The sequence below is a fragment of the Pseudomonas haemolytica genome (assembly GCF_009659625.1).
GTDB lineage: Bacteria > Pseudomonadota > Gammaproteobacteria > Pseudomonadales > Pseudomonadaceae > Aquipseudomonas > Aquipseudomonas haemolytica.
Map to the genome: position 1 here is coordinate 19,139 of NZ_VOIW01000012.1, position 20,296 is coordinate 39,434.

Annotated in this window: 10 protein-coding genes and 1 pseudogene; 4 read left to right on the forward strand and 7 right to left on the reverse strand. The window is 59.4% G+C overall.

The features are described 5' to 3' along the window. Nucleotides 1–29: 29 nt before the first annotated feature. Both FRT59_RS26775 and FRT59_RS26780 read left to right on the forward strand, forming a co-directional pair. Nucleotides 30–4,841: a leucine-rich repeat domain-containing protein gene (locus FRT59_RS26775; RefSeq protein WP_245223371.1), complete on the forward strand. Its 4,812-nt coding sequence runs from the start codon at nt 30–32 to the stop codon at nt 4,839–4,841. A 128-nt stretch (nt 4,842–4,969) separates the two neighbouring features. Continuing rightward, nucleotides 4,970–10,855 carry a dermonecrotic toxin domain-containing protein gene (locus FRT59_RS26780; RefSeq protein ID WP_153872800.1) on the forward strand — a complete coding sequence of 1,962 codons (5,886 nt, stop codon included), beginning with the start codon at nt 4,970–4,972 and terminating at the stop codon, nt 10,853–10,855. A gap of 8 nt (nt 10,856–10,863) precedes the next feature. On the opposite strand, the gene argR is transcribed toward FRT59_RS26780, so the two are convergent. The 7 genes from argR to acs form a co-directional block, all read right to left on the reverse strand. Then, the gene (argR, locus tag FRT59_RS26785; protein WP_153839987.1) at nt 10,864–11,844 is read right to left on the reverse strand and encodes a transcriptional regulator ArgR; all 981 of its coding nucleotides are present in this window, start codon (nt 11,842–11,844) and stop codon (nt 10,864–10,866) included. A 188-nt stretch (nt 11,845–12,032) separates the two neighbouring features. Continuing rightward, nucleotides 12,033–12,797: an ABC transporter ATP-binding protein gene (locus tag FRT59_RS26790; protein WP_003214336.1), complete on the reverse strand. Its 765-nt coding sequence runs from the start codon at nt 12,795–12,797 to the stop codon at nt 12,033–12,035. 27 nt (nt 12,798–12,824) lie between these two features. Then, a complete protein-coding gene (locus tag FRT59_RS26795) occupies nt 12,825–13,937 on the reverse strand; it encodes a succinylglutamate desuccinylase/aspartoacylase family protein (protein WP_153872801.1) in 1,113 nt (370 codons plus the stop codon). Nucleotide 13,938: 1 nt separating this feature from the next. Further along, on the reverse strand, nt 13,939–14,637 hold the full coding sequence (locus FRT59_RS26800; protein WP_034119440.1) for an ABC transporter permease: 699 nt from the start codon (nt 14,635–14,637) through the stop codon (nt 13,939–13,941). Further along, nucleotides 14,634–15,323, reverse strand: coding sequence for an ABC transporter permease (locus FRT59_RS26805; protein ID WP_032886746.1), 690 nt, complete (start codon nt 15,321–15,323; stop codon nt 14,634–14,636). Before FRT59_RS26805 ends, FRT59_RS26800 begins: the two co-directional genes overlap by 4 nt. 91 nt (nt 15,324–15,414) lie before the next feature. Beyond that, the gene (locus tag FRT59_RS26810; protein WP_153872802.1) at nt 15,415–16,200 is read right to left on the reverse strand and encodes an ABC transporter substrate-binding protein; all 786 of its coding nucleotides are present in this window, start codon (nt 16,198–16,200) and stop codon (nt 15,415–15,417) included. Between the two features lie 695 nt (nt 16,201–16,895). After that, nucleotides 16,896–18,851: an acetate--CoA ligase gene (gene acs / locus FRT59_RS26815; protein ID WP_034119438.1), complete on the reverse strand. Its 1,956-nt coding sequence runs from the start codon at nt 18,849–18,851 to the stop codon at nt 16,896–16,898. A 397-nt stretch (nt 18,852–19,248) separates the two neighbouring features. On the opposite strand from acs, the gene FRT59_RS26820 reads away from it, so the two are divergent. Together FRT59_RS26820 and FRT59_RS26825 are read left to right on the forward strand one after the other, a co-directional pair. Then, a complete protein-coding gene (locus tag FRT59_RS26820; protein WP_034119437.1) occupies nt 19,249–19,518 on the forward strand; it encodes a DUF2790 domain-containing protein in 270 nt (89 codons plus the stop codon). A gap of 574 nt (nt 19,519–20,092) precedes the next feature. Next, nucleotides 20,093–20,296, forward strand: a pseudogene (locus tag FRT59_RS26825) (ribonucleotide-diphosphate reductase subunit beta); the annotation flags it as partial.

Below are 20,296 nucleotides of genomic sequence, written 5' to 3' on the forward strand. Positions count from 1 at the left end.
GTTCGCAACACGCCCCACTCCAAGAGGCAATGCAGGCCTGTTGGGAGACGCAAAACCAGGTCGATACGGCCCTGGCAACGCTTCAGTCGCCCCAAGCATTTGCCGCGCCGTTACTGCAACAGGCACTCAAGAAGCAGTTTGACGTTGAGTCCGATGTCAGCACGACCTATCTGCGCCTGTATATCCCCTTGACCTTACCCGTGTTCCCCCTCGAGACGGGTAGCGTCAAGCCTTGGACCGTGTCGCTGGTGGAGGCGGCGCTGCATAACTTCGACGCGGATGAAAACAAAACGACGGCGTATAGCACAGAGTCGACCTTCATTACCCAACCGTCCGCCACAGGGCAGTTCGACACGCTGCCCCAGCTGCGCAATCAAATCAGCATCGCGCAATTCATAGAGCTGTGCCGCAAGCTGGATATCGGCAAGCAATATCAACACTACCTCAAACGTTTTTTCGGTTTCACAGACGCTGTTCTCGAAGACCAGTTACGCAACAAGGTCATCAAGAGCCTGAAAGCCGAAGCGCAAGCCAGCAGGCAGATGGCGCTGCTGAAAAAGGATGTGACGCGCCCGGTCTTTTATGCCCTTGGCCGTTATCTAAATAACGTCAGCAGCGACCTCGATGGCAAGACGCTACTTAGCCACGACCTGAGCCTGATGAACGCGCCGCTGACCGGCATCGTACTGTTCGCCGCCGACCTGGAGTTGCACCGCAGCGCAGTCCCGGTGGTGGCCTACATTCCCGGCGACCCGCAGTCCGCTCTCAAGTATTACGCCAACGGCACTCTGTTCATGCAGGACTTGGCGAGCAAGCTGCGCAGCAACGACTACCAGGCGTTTTTCAGCCGCTTCGTCAACCATGAACATCGAGGCTACTTCTTCGCCGACCTCAACAACCGCTTGTCACGCGTGGCCTGGCACAAGCAGGTCGCCGGCGACCCACGCCCCACCTGGCGCGACGAGCCGGTGACCAACCCCAACCTGCAATTTAACGCCACAAAAATCACCGGCGACCTGTACGAGCATCTGTATGAGAACAAGCTCGACAAACTGCTCAATGATGCACGGGTGACAGCCGTACCCACTGCCGACGCCGATAGCAAGGCACGCTGGCGGCGCTGGGACATAGTGCAAAAAATCGGTGAAGCCATTCTCGAAATCGCCGCGCTCATCGCCACGCCCTTCATTCCACCGCTAGGGTTGGCAATGCTCGGCTATACCGCCTATCAACTGCTTGATGAGGTCTTCGAAGGCATCCTCGATTGGGCCGAAGGGCTCAAGCGCCAGGCATTCGGACACCTGATGTCCATCCTTGAACAAATGGTCCAACTGGGCATGTTCGCGGTCGGCGCCCCCATTGCCGAGGGCCTGCTGCGCCAGGCGTTGCCGAAGGCGCTATGGGACTTCTTTGACGCGCTTACGCCGGTCACCACCGACGGTAAAACCCGTCTGTGGAACCCCGACCTGGAACCCTACGCCCACGACACTCAATTGGCCGCAGGGTCACGTCCCAACCAGCAGGGGCTGCACGCCCATGAAGACAAACAGATCCTGGCGCTCAACCGGCAACATTTTTCCGTCAAGCAGCAATCGGGCAACGCCTTCCTCGCGCACCCCACCCGTGCGCACGCCTACCGTCCACGGATAATCGGCAATGGCAAGGGTGCCTGGTTGACGCCACAGGATCGCCCGCTGACGTGGGATCGCACCACCCTGCTGCGCCGACTCGGCCCGCCAGCCGACGCCATCAGTGAGGCGGGCCTTGAACAGGCCCAGCGCATCAGCGGGACCGACGATGGTGCTCTGCGCAAAATGTATGTGGACCACCAGCCGCCGCCCCCTCTGCTGGCCGACACTCTCAAGCGCATCAAGATCGATGAGCAATTACAAGATTTCATCGACCAGATGAACAGTGACGATCCACTGGTTTATCAAAAAGCCGATCCGCAGACCCAACTGTGGCTACTGAGCCAGACCCATCTGTGGCCCGAATCCAAGACCTTGCGGTTTCTCAATGCAAAAGGTGAAACCGCCTGGGAGCATAAGGGCAGGGAAAACGCCGCCGTGGCGCAAATACACGAGGCCCAGATGAATAATGGCGACCTGCTGAAAACCCTGCTGGAAACCTTGGACGAGTCAGAGCGCAAAACCTTGCTGGAAGAAGAGTTCGGCACCACTCCCCACATGCACGTGCGCACCGCCACACTGCATAAACGCTTGGCACGCCAAGCCCAAGACAAACGTGCCGCTCTGTTTGACTCGCGCTATCGAAAAGTCGAAATAACCGATAACGCACGCCTGCAAAAAATCATCGACACCACCCCTGGCCTGCCAACCAGCGCTGCCGAAGAAGTATTACGCGGCGCCACCGGTCAAGAGCTGCTGGACATCGATCAAGGTAGCGTGCCCACATCGGTGATTGAGCGCGCACGCTGGGCTGCCCATGAAGTGCGAATCAGCCGGGCCCATGAAGGGCTGTACAGGGACGCCTTGGAAAGTAGCGACACACATCGGCTCGCCCTGCATTCGTTGGAAAACCTGCCAGGCTGGTCGCCGCAGGTGCGCCTGGTAGTCACTGATTTCAGCCGAACCGGCAGGGTACGGGATGCTATCGGCAGCCCCCAGGCACCGACACAACGCACGCTCGTGCGTAGTGCCGAGGGTGATTATGTTCCCGAAGACGGCAAGGGCACGCTGTTTGGAGAAACCGACTTCTACACTGCCGTCCTCCAGGCATTGCCGGACGCGCAGCGCAATGCGCTGGGCATTCACATCGGCCAAGGCCCGCTGCTGAGGCAAACCTTGCGTCAACACACACTGACACGTGAAGCACTTGGTACTCTGCTGGCCGACGCCCCCTTGCGCAAACCCTTTTATGACCCGAACCTGATGCGCCTGCCCGGCGGCATGGAGGGCTACGACGGCCCCCCCCCAGGCAGCAACCTGGAAGCTCAGTTACTGCATGAGCTCTACCCCCGCCTGAGCCCGGCACAAGTGACCGGTACACTGAACTTCATGCGACGTCAGCCCGGCACGCCCCTGCGAACGCTTCAACATATGAAGAACGAGTTTTCACAGCTCGAGAGCAGCCTGTCGACCTGGTACTTCAACACCCCGCGAACCTTGCTTGGCACCGAAACACCGCTCCCTCCCTTGGTGGCCGCCAATGAGCAACTCAGTCGCTGGAGATGGACACGCGAACTGATCCGCGCCTGGCGTCATGAAACCCCGCCGGACCCAGGCTTTAGCGACGGGCACGTATTGCACCTCGACCCCGTATATGGCGAGCTCCCGACACTGAATACGCGCTTCAACTACATCTCTACGTTGAAACTGAAGGGCTACCACACCACCCGAGACACCCCCAGCTTCCTGACTCACTTTCCCAACCTGCGCACGCTGGATATCAGTGATTTCGCCCTCAACACCATCCCGCCTGAGGTGATCGGGCTCGCCCATCTCAACAGCCTGACGATGCGCAACTGCAACCTGAACCTGACCTTTCAAAACCGCGTAGACCTCGCCACATTGACCCGGCTTCGACATCTGGACCTCTCGAACAACACTTCACTGTCGCTCACCCCCGACCTTAGACGCATGACCCACCTACAGACACTGAACCTGAGCCGAACCCACATTTCCCTATTCCCCGAAGGCCTGTTCAATCACCCTCGGTTGACGAGTGCCAACCTCAGTAATAACTACTTGAGCAGGCTACCCGTCACCCTCTTCCGCCTGCCCAGAGAAAGCGCCAGAGTCTTTGATTTGTCAGGCAACCTACTCTCACGCACGACGCGGGAGCGCATCAAAAGCTACTGCCAGAGGACCGGCGAACATTTTGGCGCAGACGCCCACCCTGAGGAGCTGCGGTTGGCCCAGGCGCTCTACCCCGCCTACACCGCCAATGAGGCCAATAACTTCATTTATAGGCTACCCGGCGGCTTGGACGACTCAATGGCAATACTCGTACGCCTAAAAGCAGACTCTGAGCGCTTGCAAGCAGACTTGGGAGAATGGGCGGTAAATGTACCCGCACAGCACCCGTTCACGGGCGTGCCCATGGATGTAGGCGAGCGAGCGCTGCAACAAAACTTTCGCGGCCAATTAAAGGCATCGCTAGAAGCAGGCTGGCGACGGGAAACCAGCCTGGATTTAGCGCATGAGCCACCGGAAAACACCCACGAAATGAAAATAGCCGTGCCGCTAACCGGCGACCTGCCGGTACTGCGGGTCGATTTCGCGCATATTTCAAGGCTGGAACTGAGAGGAGAGGACACCACATCGATCCCCGAGGGCTTTCTCGAGCGTTTTCCCAACCTGGAAAGCCTGTTGATCCACCGCTATACATTGCCAGACATTCCCGCCGGCGTATTCAAATTACCAAAGCTCAAGGGGCTCAAGCTGACGCGAAGCAATATCCGATTGACACAGCAGAGCGCCTCAGCATTGAGCGACCTGCACACGCTTGAATACCTGGACCTGAGTCACAACACCGCGTTGGGCATCTCTCCCGATGTCAGCAACCTGACCGAGTTGGGCACATTGATGATCGAAAACGCTGGCCTTACCGCGCCCCCTCGCGGAGTGTTCAACCTGCCACGGCTCGAGGCACTGAATTTGAGCAACAACGCCATGACCGAGCTGCCTGACGACCTGCTTGGACTAGACGCCGATAGGGCTGACGGTTTCAATCTCAGCGGCAACCGCTTCCTTCCTGGGGCGCTAGACAAACTACGCCATTACTACCGCCGTACGGCCGTGGACTTTAAGGTGCCCGAAGCTCGACAGCCCATGGCGACGCCCGACGACACCTCCTCCGAAGAAGAGGGGGATGAATAAAAAATGCTTAACCTTGAAACCAGTGAGGTCAAGTGAGGGGGCGGGCTGTGCCCCCTAACTATCTAAAGCCCCCTGTCCGCGACCGGCTGGTTTACTGCGAGCCTTCATGACTTGTACGGACCCGCTCCATGACCAACATCGATCTCGCTGATACCAGCCTGCCTGACAGCCACTACCAACTGCTGACGAGCGCCCTGCCCGCCTGGCTCGGCAATGCCTCTGCCGGCAAACGCCAGGCGCTTGCCAGCATCCAACCGCAACCGTTGCCGGGCAGCGCCGAGCAGCGGGCGGCGCTCAGACGGTTGACCGGCGCCCACTGGGATGCACAAAACAGTGTGGACCGGGCATTGCAACACCTGCAGGACGTCAAGACGTTCGCCACCCCGATTCTCGAGCAGGCACTGAAAGCCGAGTTCGGCCTGGAACTAGACGTCGACGCCACGTTTGTACGCCTGTATATCCCCGACAGCGTCCCATGGTTCTCGATACGCTCCGGCGCCGCTCGAACCTGGACCGTCTCGCTGCTCGACGCCGCCCTGCATAACTTCGAACACAAAGAAACGCTGGCGGACGCCTACGAGCCGGCCTCGACCTTTATCACGCGCCCCTCAGCCAGCGGGCAGTTCGACACCTTGCCGCAAATCAAGCGCGTAATGTCAATTTCGGCGTTCGCCAGCCTGTGCCGCGACCTGGATATCGGTGCCCTCTACGCCCGCTACCTCGACGAGGAGTTGGGGGTGTCCAACCCGGTGGCCACCGCAGTACTGCGCCTGAAGGTCGACGCCAGCCACAAAGCCGCCCTGCAGGTGGCGCTGCAACTGGCCCGTATCCAGGGAGATATCAGCGAGGACTTCGGCACCGTTATCGAAGGGCTGATCGCAGGCACACCCCACCCAAGGCTCGATGACCAACCGTTGCTCTGTCACGATTTCAGGATGATGGACATTCCGCTCACGGGTATCCAAGTGTTTGCCCCCGACCTGGAAGTTCCCCGGTCGGCCCAGCGCCTGGTGGCATACATTCCAGATGATCCACAGCACCCACTCAAGGAATATGCCTCGTCGCTGGCCTTCATGCAGGAACTGATACGACAACTGCGTGATCGCGACTATCAAACCTTCTTCAGCCGCTTTGTGCCCCACGCCTCTCGCGGGGTGTTTTTTTCCGGCCTGGGCCAGCGCCTGGCGCGCATTACCTGGCATCCACCCGTCGAGGGCAGCAGCGAGGCCCCCTGGCGCAGTATGCCTACCGACGATCCCCAACTGCAGTTTGACGCCGTGCCGATCTCGGGCGACCCCTGGTTGCATCTGTATCAGCAAAAACTCGACAAGATGCTCAATGATGCCCGCACTCTTGCCGTCTCCACCGCTAGTGTCGACCGTGAGGCACGCTGGCGGCTTTGGGATTCCTTCGTCGATGTTGCATCTTCGATCCTCAATGCCGCATTGATGGTGGTAGCGCCCTTTATCCCGGGGCTGGGCGAGTTGATGATGGGCTACATGGCCTATCAGCTGCTCGAGGATGTGTTCGAAGGTATTGTCGATTGGGCCGAAGGAGAGGGCAAGGTTGCCCTGGGTCATTTCCTGAGTGTGCTGGAGTCCCTGGTGCAGTTGGGCGCATTCGCCGCGGGCAGCCAGATTGGCGCGCCTCTGTTGCGCAAGGCATTGCCCCAGGAAGTACTCGCCTATATCGACACATTCAAACCCGTCAGCCTGGCCAATGGTGCCAAGCGTTACTGGAAACCGGACTTGAAGCCCTATGAGTACCCAGCCTCGCTACCACCGCGCCTGGGTATCAACGAGCTGGGCCTGCACGAGACGGGCGGGGAAAAAATCCTGGCGCTGGAAGACAAACTGTACAGCGTGGAAAAAGGCCCGGACAGCGAGTTTTATCAGATCAGACACCCGACCCGCCCCGAAGCCTACCGCCCGATCGTACGACACAATCAAGCTGGCGCATGGCACACCGAACTCGAACAACCTTTGCAGTGGGACAAAACCACGCTGCTGCGCCGGCTAGGGCACAGCGTCCAGGGCTTGAGCGAGGCGGACCGGGAATTGGCTCTGCATATCAGCGGCACGGATGAACAGGTCGTACGCAAAATGCATGTCAACAGCGAACGGCCGACACCGCTGCTGGACGATACCTTGAGCCGCCTGCGCATTGACCGCAACATCCAACGGCTCATCGAGCAGCTACGCAGTGACGACCCGACGGTGTATCACCAGATCGATCCACAAGACACCTTGCAGCTATTGACCACTCACGGCCCGTGGCCGCCCACCAAAGCCTTGCGCATCATCAATGACAAGGGGCAGACCGCCTGGGAATTCGGGGACAAGAGCATGCCGGCGATTCAGGTGTACGAATCCCAGTTGGACAATGGCGACTTGCTGAAAACGGTCTTGCGCGGCCTGACCACCGAGGAGATCCGCACGCAGTTCGGTGAGCGCGCCAGCGACCCAGAGCTGAGCCTGGAACGCCGCGCCCACCTGCTGCGCCATAAGCTGGCGGATATTGCCGATCACCAGCGCAACGCGTTGTTCGAATCGCGGTATGCGCCACTGCAAGCCTCGACCGAGCCGCTTACCCAGCAAGTGCTCAGCACCACGCCCGGGTTGCCCGCAAGCGTTGCGCGAACCCTCGTGAGCGAGGCGAGCGGCGCAGAACTTGAAGCGCTGCACGAGCACAAGACGCCGCCGCGCCTGGCCGAACTGGCACGCACCGCACTGAATGAAGTACGGCTCAACCGTGCCTATGAGGGCCAGCACCTGAATGCGCCAGCCTCGGTGGACACCGATCGCCTGGCACTCGACTCCCTGCGCACACTGGCGGGCTGGTCGGGCGAGGTACAGCTCGAGGCCCGTCACGACTCGCTGACCGGGCCAACCTGGCTGAGGATCGGCCCAGATGACGCGCCTATCCATCGCACCTTGGTGCGCACCGAAGCGGGTCGATACCAGCCGTACGATGAACAGGGTGCCCTCGCCAGCGAGACTGACCTGTATTCAGCCATCTTAAGTGCCCTGCCCGACCAGCAGCGTGACCAGCTCGGCCTGGGCCTTTACCAAGGCGCACAACTCAAGCAACGCTTACAGCAGGCGCCCCTTCCCCGCAACGAACTACGCGTACTGCTCACGACTGATCACGAGCCCGGACAGGTGATTGAAACCCTGCGCCTGTTAGGCAGCGACGACGGCTATCGCGCCCAGGTGCCTGCGCCGCTGGGCGCTGCGAACCTGCATCAACGCGCACGCGACCTATACCCAGGGCTTGCCGACCATCAATTGACCACCCTGCTGAATCACTTGCAATCACAGCCCGGCGGTGCACTCGCCGGCCTGGAAGCGCTGGGCATCGAATACCGCCAACTGGAACGCGACCTGAATACCTGGCAACGCAACATCCCCTCTCAAAACCCCGAGAACGGCTCTGCACTCAGCTTGCGCCAGCGCCAGTACGAACAACGCAATCGCGAGCTCATCGCCCGCGAACTCAAACGCTGCTGGCGCAGGGAATTGCCCATCGATGATTACTTCGAAGACCCCGCACGCGACGGCCACCGGCTGAACCTGCATTATCATATTCGCGGCGAACTGCCGCGGCTGTCCGCCAACTTCGATCACGTATCCATGCTGACCCTGTCAGGCAACAACCACACGCAGGGAGCAGCCGCGTTCCTGGGTTACTTTGCGCGGCTGCGTCATTTGGCCGTTGACAATCTGCCCTTGGGCGACCTGCCACCGGCGATATTGCAGATGCGCAACTTGAACGTACTGAGTCTGAGGGAGTGCGCAATTCGCCTGACGCCGCACAGTCAGGCCCGGCTCGCCTCGATGACCCAGCTGAAAACCCTGGACCTGCATAAAAATCCCTTGGGCCGCGTACCCAGTGTGGAGGCCATGACCGAACTGCATACCCTGGACCTGTCCGACACCGGCATTGATCGCATCCCCCCGGGCCTGCTCACCCGCAACGATCTGGAAGCGGCGTTTCTCAGCGACAACCAGATCAGTGAATTGCCTGCAACACTGTTCGATCTGCCACCGAATAAAAGCGTTGCGTTCGACCTGTCTGGCAACCCGCTCTTACCGACCACCCTTGAGCGTGTCAAAACCTACTACCAGCAGCACGGTGTTTACTGGGAGGCCGATGCCCTTGCAGTAGACGTGCGCGATGCGAAGCAGTTGTACCCTTCGCTGGACGATAACCAAATCAACCAGTTGATCTACAGTTTACCCGGCGACCTGGAAGCAGGTAGGCGCGAGCTGGCACGGCTGACCGGTGAACTGGACACCTTGCAACTTGAGCTCAACGACTGGGCACAGCAACCGCAGATACAGCCTGTGGAAAGCAACCGCCGCACCGCACTCAAGGCGCTGCTCGAAAAAAGCTGGCGTCGGGAATTGCCCCAAGACACTCAATTCGTCCACACCCTGGACATCCCTCAGTCTCTCGCGGGCGACCTGCCCACCCTCAGTGCGCGCTTCAAGCATATTGGCTCGCTGACGATCAAAGGCAGCGGCCTCCCGATGGGCTCAACCGCCTTTATCGATAGTTTCCCGGCCCTCAAGATCCTCGACATCGACAACGTGAGGCTCGGTGATATCCCACCCTCGGTGCTCAACCTGCCAGAACTGGAAATACTGGGGCTGCCACGCTGCTCAATCGAGCTGAGCCCCGCCAGTCGGGAGGGGTTGCACGGCATGAACAGCCTCAAGTACTTGAACCTGGACCATAACCGCCTGGGACAACTCCCGGATTTCAGTCGCCTGCCCGGCTTGAGCCATATTTCACTCAAAGAAACAGGACTGACGCAGATACCGCCGGAGCTGCTGAGTAACCCACCCCGCCAGGCGCTGAACTTGAGCGCAAACGCCATTGAACAACTGCCCGACGAGCTTTTTGCGCTGCCGAGTTCACTCACCAGCGCACTGGACCTTTCCGGCAACCCATTGACCCCCACGACCCTGGAGCTGATCAAAACCTACTGCCAGCGCACCGGCGAAAGCTTCGCCGCCCAGGCATCCGCGGAACAACGCATGCGTACTCAGCGCCTATACCCCACCTTCCTGGAGGACGAGGCAGACCGCTTTATCTTCCGCCTACCCGGCGACATGGCAGCGGTCGACCCGACGTTGACGCGCCTGGAAGCCGAATACGAACAACTGGGCAACGACCTGCAACTGTGGGTGCAGGATGTTCCGGATCGACACCCGATCCTGGATGTACCCCTTGACGAGCAAACCCGTGCCCTGGACCAGTTGTCGAGACAGAAATTCAAGACATTGCTGGAAGAAGCCTGGCGGCGCGAAAGTGCCCAGGACGAAGAGAGCGTAGGCGAAGAACTGAGCCACACGGTGCAATCGGATACACCGATACTGGGCGAGCTGCCGCAGTTGAACGCCAACTTCAACCACGTGACCTCGTTCGAGCTGACCGGAAACGGCACCACCACCGGCGTCGACGGCACACTGCGCAATTTCAAGCAGCTGCAATCACTGACACTCACCAAATGCTCGCTGGGCACGCTGCCTGAGTCGATCCAGTACATGCCCAAGCTGTCCAGCCTGGCCATGGAGGAGTGCGCCATCCGCTTGACACCCGAGACCCGCGGAGCGCTGGCGCACTTGACCCAGCTTGAGTTCCTTGACTTGAGTAACAACCCCTTGGGCCACGCCCCTGACATCAGTTCGCTGCGCCAACTGGCGTCGCTACACCTGAGTAATGCGGCACTGAGCGAAGCCCCTGAAGGCGTGTTTCGCCTGGATGAATTACACACGCTGGATTTAAGCAATAACGGGATCAGCGAGATATCGGCGGACTTGCTGGACACCCGAGCAGCGTTCAATGAGGACTGCGACCTGAGCGTTAACCCGCTATCGCCAACAAGCCTGGGGCGTCTGCGCCAGTATTACCAACGCACAGACATCGACTTCCAGGTCGAAGCCGCCAGAGTGGATGCTCAAGGCACACCACTGGTGGTGACTTACCCTGAACCAGAAGAAGACTGACGGGTTGATCAACCGCGCTCGGACGGCACCGAAGACAGTTCAAAGGGGCTGCTGCTGCGCCGCTGGTTGCGATCTTCACGAGGGGTTGCGCCGAAGAAGTTGCGGTAGGCGCTGGAGAAATGCGGCCCCGAGGAGAAGCCGCACGACAGACCGATCTGAATGATCGACTTGCTGGTTTGCATCAACATCTGGCGCGCCTTGTTCAGGCGCAGTTCCAGATAGTACTGGCTGGGAACGCGGTTGAGGTATTGCTTGAATATTCTTTCAAGCTGTCGTCGCGACACGCAGACATGCTGGGCAATCTCGTCGGTGGTCAGCGGTTCCTCGATATTGGCTTCCATCAGTAAAACCGCCTGGGTCAGCTTGGGATGGCTGGAACCCAGGCGGTTCTGCAGCGGAATGCGCTGGCGCTCGCCGCCTTCGCGGATGCGCTCCACCACCAGTTCTTCGGACACCGCACCAGCCAACTCGGCACCGTGGTCACGGGCCAGCACTGCCAGCAGCAGGTCGAGTACCGACATGCCACCGCAGGCGGTCAGGCGATCACGGTCCCAGTCGAATAAATGGCTGGTGGCGATGACCTTGGGAAAGCGTTCGGCGAAATCATCCTGCCAGCGCCAATGCACGGCGGCGCGGTAGCCATCCAACAGGCCAAGCTGGGCCAGCGGGTACACACCGGCAGACAAACCGCCGATCACACACCCTGACCGGACAAGCTGCTTGAGGGCGGTACTGAGCTGGGAAGCGATCGCAGTGGGCGGCTCATCCGCCAGCAGGAACAGCTTCTGGAAACCTTCGAGCTTGCCGGCCCACGCCTCGCCGGGCAGTTGCCAGGCGCCTGGGGTTGCCGGCTCGGCGAGCAAAAATGACAGCTCGTAGACCACGTCCGGATGCACCCGCTGGGCAACGCGCAAGGCCTCCTCAGCCAGCGCAAGCGTGAGTGCTTTAGTGCTGGGCCAAATCAGGAAACCAATTTTGTGGGCGGTCATGGAGTGCTATCCGAAGCGAGTAACGGTAATGAAGACAAGGGCCAATGCTAGCCCGGAAACCAACACAAATCTCAAAAACAATGAAGATCCAATGTGGGAGGGGGCTTGCTCCCGATAGCGGTACATCAGATACACAAGTGCTGACTGACAGTCCGTCATCGGGAGCAAGCCCCCTCCCACAGGGGAAATTATTTCAAGCTACCGGACAAGAACTGCTGAAGACGCTCGGACTGCGGGTTCACCAGCACTTCCCGTGGGTTGCCACGCTCCTCAACGATACCTTTGTGCAAAAACACCAACTGGTTCGACACTTCACGGGCAAAGCCCATTTCGTGAGTAACCACCACCATGGTGCGGCCTTCCTGGGCCAGGTCCTGCATCACCTTGAGCACTTCGCCCACCAGCTCCGGGTCCAGCGCCGAGGTAGGCTCATCGAACAGCATCACCTCCGGCTCCATCGCCAGGGCACGGGCAATCGCCACGCGCTGCTGCTCGCCACCGGACATATGCCCGGGGAAGGCATCCTTACGATGACCCACGCCAACCTTGGCCAGGTAGTGCTCGGCCTTTTCACGCGCGTCTTTCTTCGACATGCCCAGCACATGCACCGGGGCTTCCATCACGTTTTCAAGCGCAGTCATGTGCGACCACAGGTTGAAATGCTGGAACACCATGGACAGGCGCGAACGCATGCGTTGCAGTTGCTTGGGGTCGGCGGCCTTCATGGCGCCGTCCTTGTTGGCCACCAGCTTCAGCTCTTCGTTATTGAGCAGAATCTTGCCGGCGTGGGGCTGCTCCAGCAGGTTGATGCAGCGCAAAAAGGTACTTTTGCCCGAACCACTGGAACCGATGATGCTGATCACATCACCCGCCGCGGCGGCCAGGGACACACCTTTGAGCACTTCATGACTGCCATAGCGTTTATGCAGGTCTTGGACTTCAAGCTTGTACATGCGGTCGGTTCTCACAAAAACAGGTGGTCAGTCGTTGAGCAAGCGCCCGTGACGCAGCGCTTCGCGCCCCGCCACCTTGGCCAGCCAGAAACCCGCTTGGGCATAACGTAGCCGTTCAACGGCAAACAACACCCCCGAGGTGCCCGCGCAGATAGTGCTCACGCGGTCTTCAAGAGGGTCAATCACTTCAAAAATCGGTTCGCCCTTCTCGACCCAGTCCCCGGCTTTACGCAGGTAACTGATCACCCCGGCGTGGGGTGCAAAGAGTAACTCGGTGCCTTCGAAGGGCACGCCTTCGCAGGGCTCATGTTGCGGCGCCGGCCACTCACCCTTGATCAGCCCCTGTTCGGCGAGAAACGCCAGGATGCCTTCGGCGTGGAAGATAGCTTCGTCGCGGCCGGTATCGGCCTGACCGCCCAGCTCCAGCGTCGTCGCCAGGCAGGCCAACGGGATCTGCGCCTCAGGGAATGCCTGGGACAAACGCAACCACGGCAGCGAGCAGGCTTCATCGAACGAACTGCCGCCGGAATCTTCAGCCAGCAGGCCGACCTTCACATTCAAGTGCGCCGACAACGAGCGCCACTGCGGCCAGTGCTGGGGCAGTGCGTACATATGCAGCGCAGCTTCGGCGTCGCAATGCAGGTCCAGCACCACATCGGCAGTGCAGGCGTGGCTCAGCAGGATGCGCTGCATGCCTTGCAACTGGCTGCTCGGCTCGGGCAAGGCGTTGAGCGTATCGCTCATGGCCTGGCGGATCATACGCACATTGGCGTGGGGATCATCCCCGAGCGTGCCATCGAGCAAGGCCGCAACCGGCTCGCTCAACTCGACAAAATCACGGTTGAAATTCTTGCCGCTGCCGACCTCGAAACGCCCTTGGTGGCTGCCTTGCAACAACTGGCCGAGGCCCATCGGGTTGGCCACGGGCACCAGCTCGATCACGCCATTAAGGGCGCCCTGCTGCTCCAACTCGGTGAGGCGCTTTTTCAGCTCCCACGCGGCACGCATGCCAGGCAGTTCATCAGCGTGCAGGCTGGCCTGGATATAGGCCTTGCGTTCGCCGTTGCCGAAACGGAACACGCTCAGTTGGCGTTCGCAACCCAGGTGCCCCCAAGGCAACAGATGATCGATACGTTCCATATCAGTGCTTCCGTGGAGCCAGGTAGCTCAGCCAGCGGCGCTCGGCCAACTTGAACAGGCGCACCAGGATAAAGGTCAGGCACAGGTAGAACACGCCGGCGGTGATATAGGCCTCAAACGGCAGGTAATACTGGGCGTTCACCGTGCGTGCGGCACCGGTGATGTCGATCAAGGTGACGATGGACGCCAGACTGGTGGTCTGCAGCATCATGATCACTTCGTTGCTGTACTGCGGCAGTGCGCGGCGCAGGGCTGAGGGCAGCAGGATGCGGCGGTACAACTTGTAGCGCGACATACCCATGGCCTTGGCCGCTTCGATCTCGCCGTTCGGCGTGGCCTTGAGGCTGCCGGCAATGATCTCGGCGGTGTAGGCGCTGGTGTTGATGGCAAATGCCAGGCATGCGCAGAAGGTCGCGCTGGACAGCAGCGGCCACAGGAAACTCTCGCGTACCGCTTCGAACTGCGCCAGGCCGTAGTAGATCAGGAACAACTGCACCAGCATTGGCGTGCCACGGATCACATAGGTGTAGAGCCAGGCCACGCCGTTGACGATCGGCTGCTTGGACACCCGCATCAAACCCAGGGGCAACGCGGCGAGCAGGCCGAAGAACAGCGAGATGGCGAGCAGTTTCAGGGTGGTCAGCAAACCGCCAAGGTACAGCGGCATGGCCTCCCAAATGACGTTGTAGTCGAAGATCATAGATCAGCCGCCCTTACGCCTACCGAGTAGCGCTTCTCAAGATAACGCAGGGCAAGCAACGACACGCTGGTGATCACCAGGTACATCGCCGCCACGGCGAGGAAGAAGGTAAAAGGCTCGCGGGTAGCATCTGCCGCCTGCTTGGCCTTGAACATCATGTCTTGCAGGCCCACCACCGAAATCAGCGCGGTAGCCTTGGTGAGTACCAGCCAGTTGTTGGTAAAGCCGGGGATCGCCAGCCGAATCATCTGCGGCACCATCACCCGGAAAAATACCTGGAAGCTGCTCATGCCATACGCAAGGCCGGCTTCGGCCTGGCCTTTGGGAATGGCCATGAAGGCGCCACGGAAGGTTTCCGAGAGGTAGGCGCCAAAGATGAAACCCAGGGTGCCGATACCGGCGGCCAAGGGGTTCAAGTCGATATAGTCGTCATAGCCGAGCATCGGCGCGACGCGGTTCAGCAGGTCCTGGCCGCCGTAGAAAATCAGCAGAATCAGCACCAGGTCGGGGATCCCGCGGATCACCGTGGAGTACAGGTCACCCAGCCAAGCCAACCAGCGCACCGGCGACAGGCGTAACGCGACCCCGATCAGACCCAGAACAATGGCCAAGGCCATGGACGACAAGGCGAGCTGAAGCGTCAACCATGCGCCATCGAGGATAACGGCCCCGTAGCCTTTCAACATGATTCAGGTCCTCGAAAAGGGGGATGAAAAAATGGCGCAAACTTCAGGAATTCTGGTGCTTGCGCCATTTCGGACAGACAGCTGCGATGAGTTACTTGGCGTCAGCGCCGTAAATATCGAAGTCGAAGTATTTGTCCTGGATTTTCTTGTATTCGCCGTTGGCACGGATCGCAGCGATGGCAGCGTTGATGCGGTCCAGGTTTTCCTTGTCGCCTTTGCGTACCGCGATGCCTATGCCGTCGCCGAAGTATTTGGCTTCGGTGAACGACGGACCTACAAACGCGTAGCCTTGGCCGGCGTCGGTTTTCAGGAAACCGTCCTGCAGTAAGGTAGCGTCAGCCACGGTACCGTCGAGACGACCGGCAGCCACGTCCAGGTAAATTTCGTTCTGGGTGCTGTAACCCTTGATATCCGCACCTTTTGGCGCCAGGACTTCCCGAGCGAAACGGTCATGGATTGAGCCACGCTGTACGCCGATCTTCTTGCCTTTCAACTCATCCAGGCTGTCACTGACTGCAGTGCCGTCTTTCATCACCAGGCGCGCCGGGCTCAGGTAGTAGCGGGTGGTGAAGTCCACGGATTTCTTGCGGTCATCGGTGATGGACATGGACGACAGGATCGCGTCGATCTTGCGCACTTTCAACGCTGGGATCAGGCCATCGAATTCCTGCTCGACCCACGTGCACTTGACGTCCATCTGCTTGCACAAGGCATTGCCGATATCGTAGTCAAAACCGACGATGCTGCCATCCGGCGCCTTCGAGGCAAAGGGAGGGTAAGCCGCTTCGATACCAATTTTCAGTGGCTTGCCTTCGGCGAAAGCCTGCATGGACAGCACGGACAGCGCCAGGGCGCCCAACAGCACGAGTTTCTTCATCTTGGGACTCCATCGGTATAGGGCAAAAACAGCAGTATGAGCCATGGCCCACGATGCGGCGAAGGTGTAACCGAATAGCGGTGCTGCGTCCTGCGCGGGCGACACCTGCGACGACGAGCGAGTGATCGGCATTCTAACGACAGCCCGGAAGCCGATATTTCCTCAATGCGACAACAATTTACAGAAGCACCGAGAAAGCGGTTCCAGCACATTGACAGCCTCTGGATTTTATGCAGAGACAAAAGATATTAAACCTGATGATGCTGCAAATTGCGGGCCTATTATTCGCAAACCCTTCTAGCACGGCAAGTCTGGCGTTTAATCTAATTTCCTGGGGTGTCTAAAACGCGGTTTTTAGGGGCGTCGGCGTGGTCCATTGCCTCAAGTTTGGGCGAGGGGTTACACATTTGCACCTGTCGGTAACATTCAGAAACGTCCTACCGTGAAAACCGATATTTATTGGGCTGGTCGTTGTGCCGGCCTACCAGGCGACCACCGATATTCGCCATGAAGTGCAATGCAAATGTGGGAGCGGGCTTGCTCGCGAAGGCGGTGTGTCAGCCTGCTAATCTTTAGCTGATGTACCGCATTCGCGAGCAAGCCCGCTCCCACATTAGCCCGCGTCGTATTCTAAGCCGCACAAAAAAGCCCCACCCGGCTTACACCACATGGGGCTCTGTCTCACAAACCCCGCCTTACGCGACGTTCATGGTCTTGTGCGTCTCAATCAAATGCGCCACCACACTCGGATCCGCCAGGGTGGAGATATCCCCCAGCCCATCGTATTCAGCCGTAGCGATCTTGCGCAAAATGCGCCGCATGATTTTCCCCGAGCGCGTCTTCGGCAGCCCCGGTGCCCACTGGATCACATCCGGCGAAGCAATCGGGCCGATTTCCTTGCGCACCCAGTTCTTCAGCTCCAGGCGCAGCGCTTCGTTCGGCTCTTCGCCATTCTTCAAGGTGACATACACATAGATGCCCTGCCCCTTGATGTCGTGTGGCACACCCACCACCGCCGCTTCGGCGACTTTCGGGTGGGCGACCATGGCGCTTTCAATCTCGGCGGTACCCATGCGGTGGCCGGACACGTTCAACACGTCATCCACGCGACCGGTGATCCACCAGTAACCATCTTCATCGCGACGGGCGCCATCGCCGGTGAAGTACATGCCGCGGAAGGTCTTGAAGTAGGTGTCGACGAAACGGTCATGGTCGCCGTACAGGGTACGGGCCTGGCCTGGCCACGAATCGAGGATCACCAGGTTGCCTTCAGCGGCGCCTTCGATGATGTTACCGAGGTTGTCCACCAGCGCCGGCACCACACCGAAGAACGGCCGTGCGGCTGAACCCGGCTTGAGCGCGTGGGCACCTGGCAGCGGGCTCATCAGGGTGGCGCCGGTTTCGGTCTGCCACCAGGTGTCGACGATCGGGCAACGGGATTGGCCGACATTCTTGTAGTACCAGTCCCAGGCTTCCGGGTTGATCGGCTCGCCCACCGAACCGAGCAGGCGCAAGCTGCTGCCATCGGCGCCTTCGCAGGCGGCGGTGCCGGAGGCCATCATGGCGCGAATCGCCGTCGGTGCGGTGTAGAGGATGTTGACCTTGTGCTTGTCGACGATCTTTGCCACCCGGGTGATGTCCGGGTAGTTCGGAACACCTTCGAACAGCAGCGTAGTCGCGCCATTGGCCAGCGGGCCGTAGACGATATACGTGTGGCCGGTGACCCAGCCGACGTCGGCGGTGCACCAGTAGACTTCGCCCGGGCGGTAATCGAACACGCGCTCGTGGGTCAGGGCCGCATAGAGCAAGTAGCCGCCGGTGGTGTGCTGCACGCCCTTAGGCTTGCCGGTGGAGCCGGAGGTATAGAGGATGAACAGCGCTTCTTCGGCGCCCATCTCTTTGGGCGCACACACGGTGCCCGCCACTTTCATCAGGTCTTCGTACCAGATGTCGCGATGCTGGTTCCACTTGATCTGGCCATTGGTGCGCTTGCACACGATGACCTTCTGGATGCTGCTGGTTTCCGGGTTGGTCAGGGCGTCATCGACGTTGGCTTTCAGCGGAATTTTCTTACCAGCGCGGATGCCTTCGTCAGCAGTGATCACCACTTTCGACTTACAGTCGATAATGCGACCGGCCAGGGCTTCCGGGGAGAAACCGCCAAACACCACCGAATGGATCGCACCGATGCGGGTACACGCCAGCATGGCGACCACGGCTTCGGGGATCATCGGCATATAGATAGTCACTACGTCACCGCGGTGCACATCCTGGCCACGCAGGGCGTTGGCGAACTTGCAGACTTCTTCATGCAGCTCGCGGTAGGTGATATTGCGACTCTCGGCAGGGTCATCGCCCTCCCAGATGATCGCGATCTGGTCGCCACGTTCGGCAAGGTGACGGTCCAGGCAGTTGTAGGAAACGTTCAGGGTGCCATCGGCGAACCATTTGATGTCGACATGGTGGTCGTCGAAAGAGGTCTGCTTCACCGCGGTGAAAGGCTTGACCCAGTCAAGGCGCTTGGCTTGCTCGCGCCAGAAGCCATCGGGGTTGACCACCGACTGCTGGTACATGGCCTTGTAGGTTGCCTCGTCGGTCAGCGTGTTGGCTGCTACTTCGGGGCGAACGGGGTACAGGGAAGCCGCACTCATCTTTCTTACCTCGGTGACATAGTTGTTGTTGTATGGCCCCTGTTGTAGCCGGGGTGGGCCTATAGAACCATTCGACGATGGTAGTAACAAGACCCTACAAATTGCCCTGCTATGCCTGTTTGCTGCTCTGGCCCGCGGCCTGCGGCGCTTTACGCCTGCGTAAAAAAAGCATGACCACGGGATTGTTACAAAAACCGCCAATAGTGTTTATCAAAAGCACGGGTATATGAATACAACCTGCAGGCTTAGAATCACTTCCGCCAACCAAGGCATCGTGATTAACCAAGTTACAGCCCCCACGAAGGCACGTTAATCCGAACTTCCCAACTCTTAAGTTACACACGCGGCCTCACAAGGGCCCCGTGACCCCTTTCGCCCTGAAGAAGGTAATGAAGAAATGAAAGCGTTATTAGTTATGGCCCTCAGCAGCTTGTGCGCCACCGCCGCCCTGGCCGACGAAGCCCCGACTGAGCTGGCCAGCCACAACGCCCCAATTGTTGAGGACTACACCTACAGCACTCACTTGGATGTAGCCAAAGTATTGTCCATGAGCAGTATTCCGGAAGTATGCGAAGTTGTGCCGGTAAAAATGGAATATGAAGACTCACAAGGTCAGCGTCATATTCTCAACTATCAAGTAATGGGCAACGGTTGCTCTAACGGCTAACAACTTCTCACGCTGGATTCTTACTTGCCGCAAGAAATTGTTCTTGCGGCCAAGAACCGGCCCTTGGAACAAAGCGGTTCAAATGTGAGAGAGCTTGCTCCCGCTAACGGTGTCAGTCATCACCCAGCCCCAAGCCCTCCCTTCCTTCTCTCAAAAAGCCTTCCCCTGCCCCCCACACAATAAATAGCCCACCGCCCGTCAAAAATTTCCTACCCCATCAACCCCCCGCAAACCCTCACTCTCGCTCAAATAGCCGCCTTTTTGTCTCTTATCCGAGACCATCAGCCACAACACAACGCCGATTTTTTCCTTATAATGCGCGGGTAAATCGGGCCTGCAATATCCCTTTACACTGGGATGAAGAGCCAGACTTGAGGCATTCCGCTGGAGCGAGCACCTACTGCTCCGCACCTCAAGCCTCACGCAGAGCACCCGTAGCCCTATTCCGTTTAATGCGTGCGCTAGCTGCAACAAACGATTCCTTAAGATCCACCGGGCCCTGGGGCCGTGTGAACACCCAACCATCCGGTTTCACACGGGCACCTTTGAGCCCTCACGCAGGAGACGACACGTCATGCTGAGCTGGGACGAATTCGACAAAGAAGAAGAAGGCGAAGTAGCCGCCAAAGGCGCTAACGCCGGCCACGCCACCGAAGCCAACATGGACCGCCTCGACGGTGCCGGCGCCGCTGCCGCCTTGGAAGCGCGCAATGTGACCGCCAACGACTCCGCCGCGATCATCCGCGCCAAGGCTGCCCTGGACAAACTCGACGTCGCC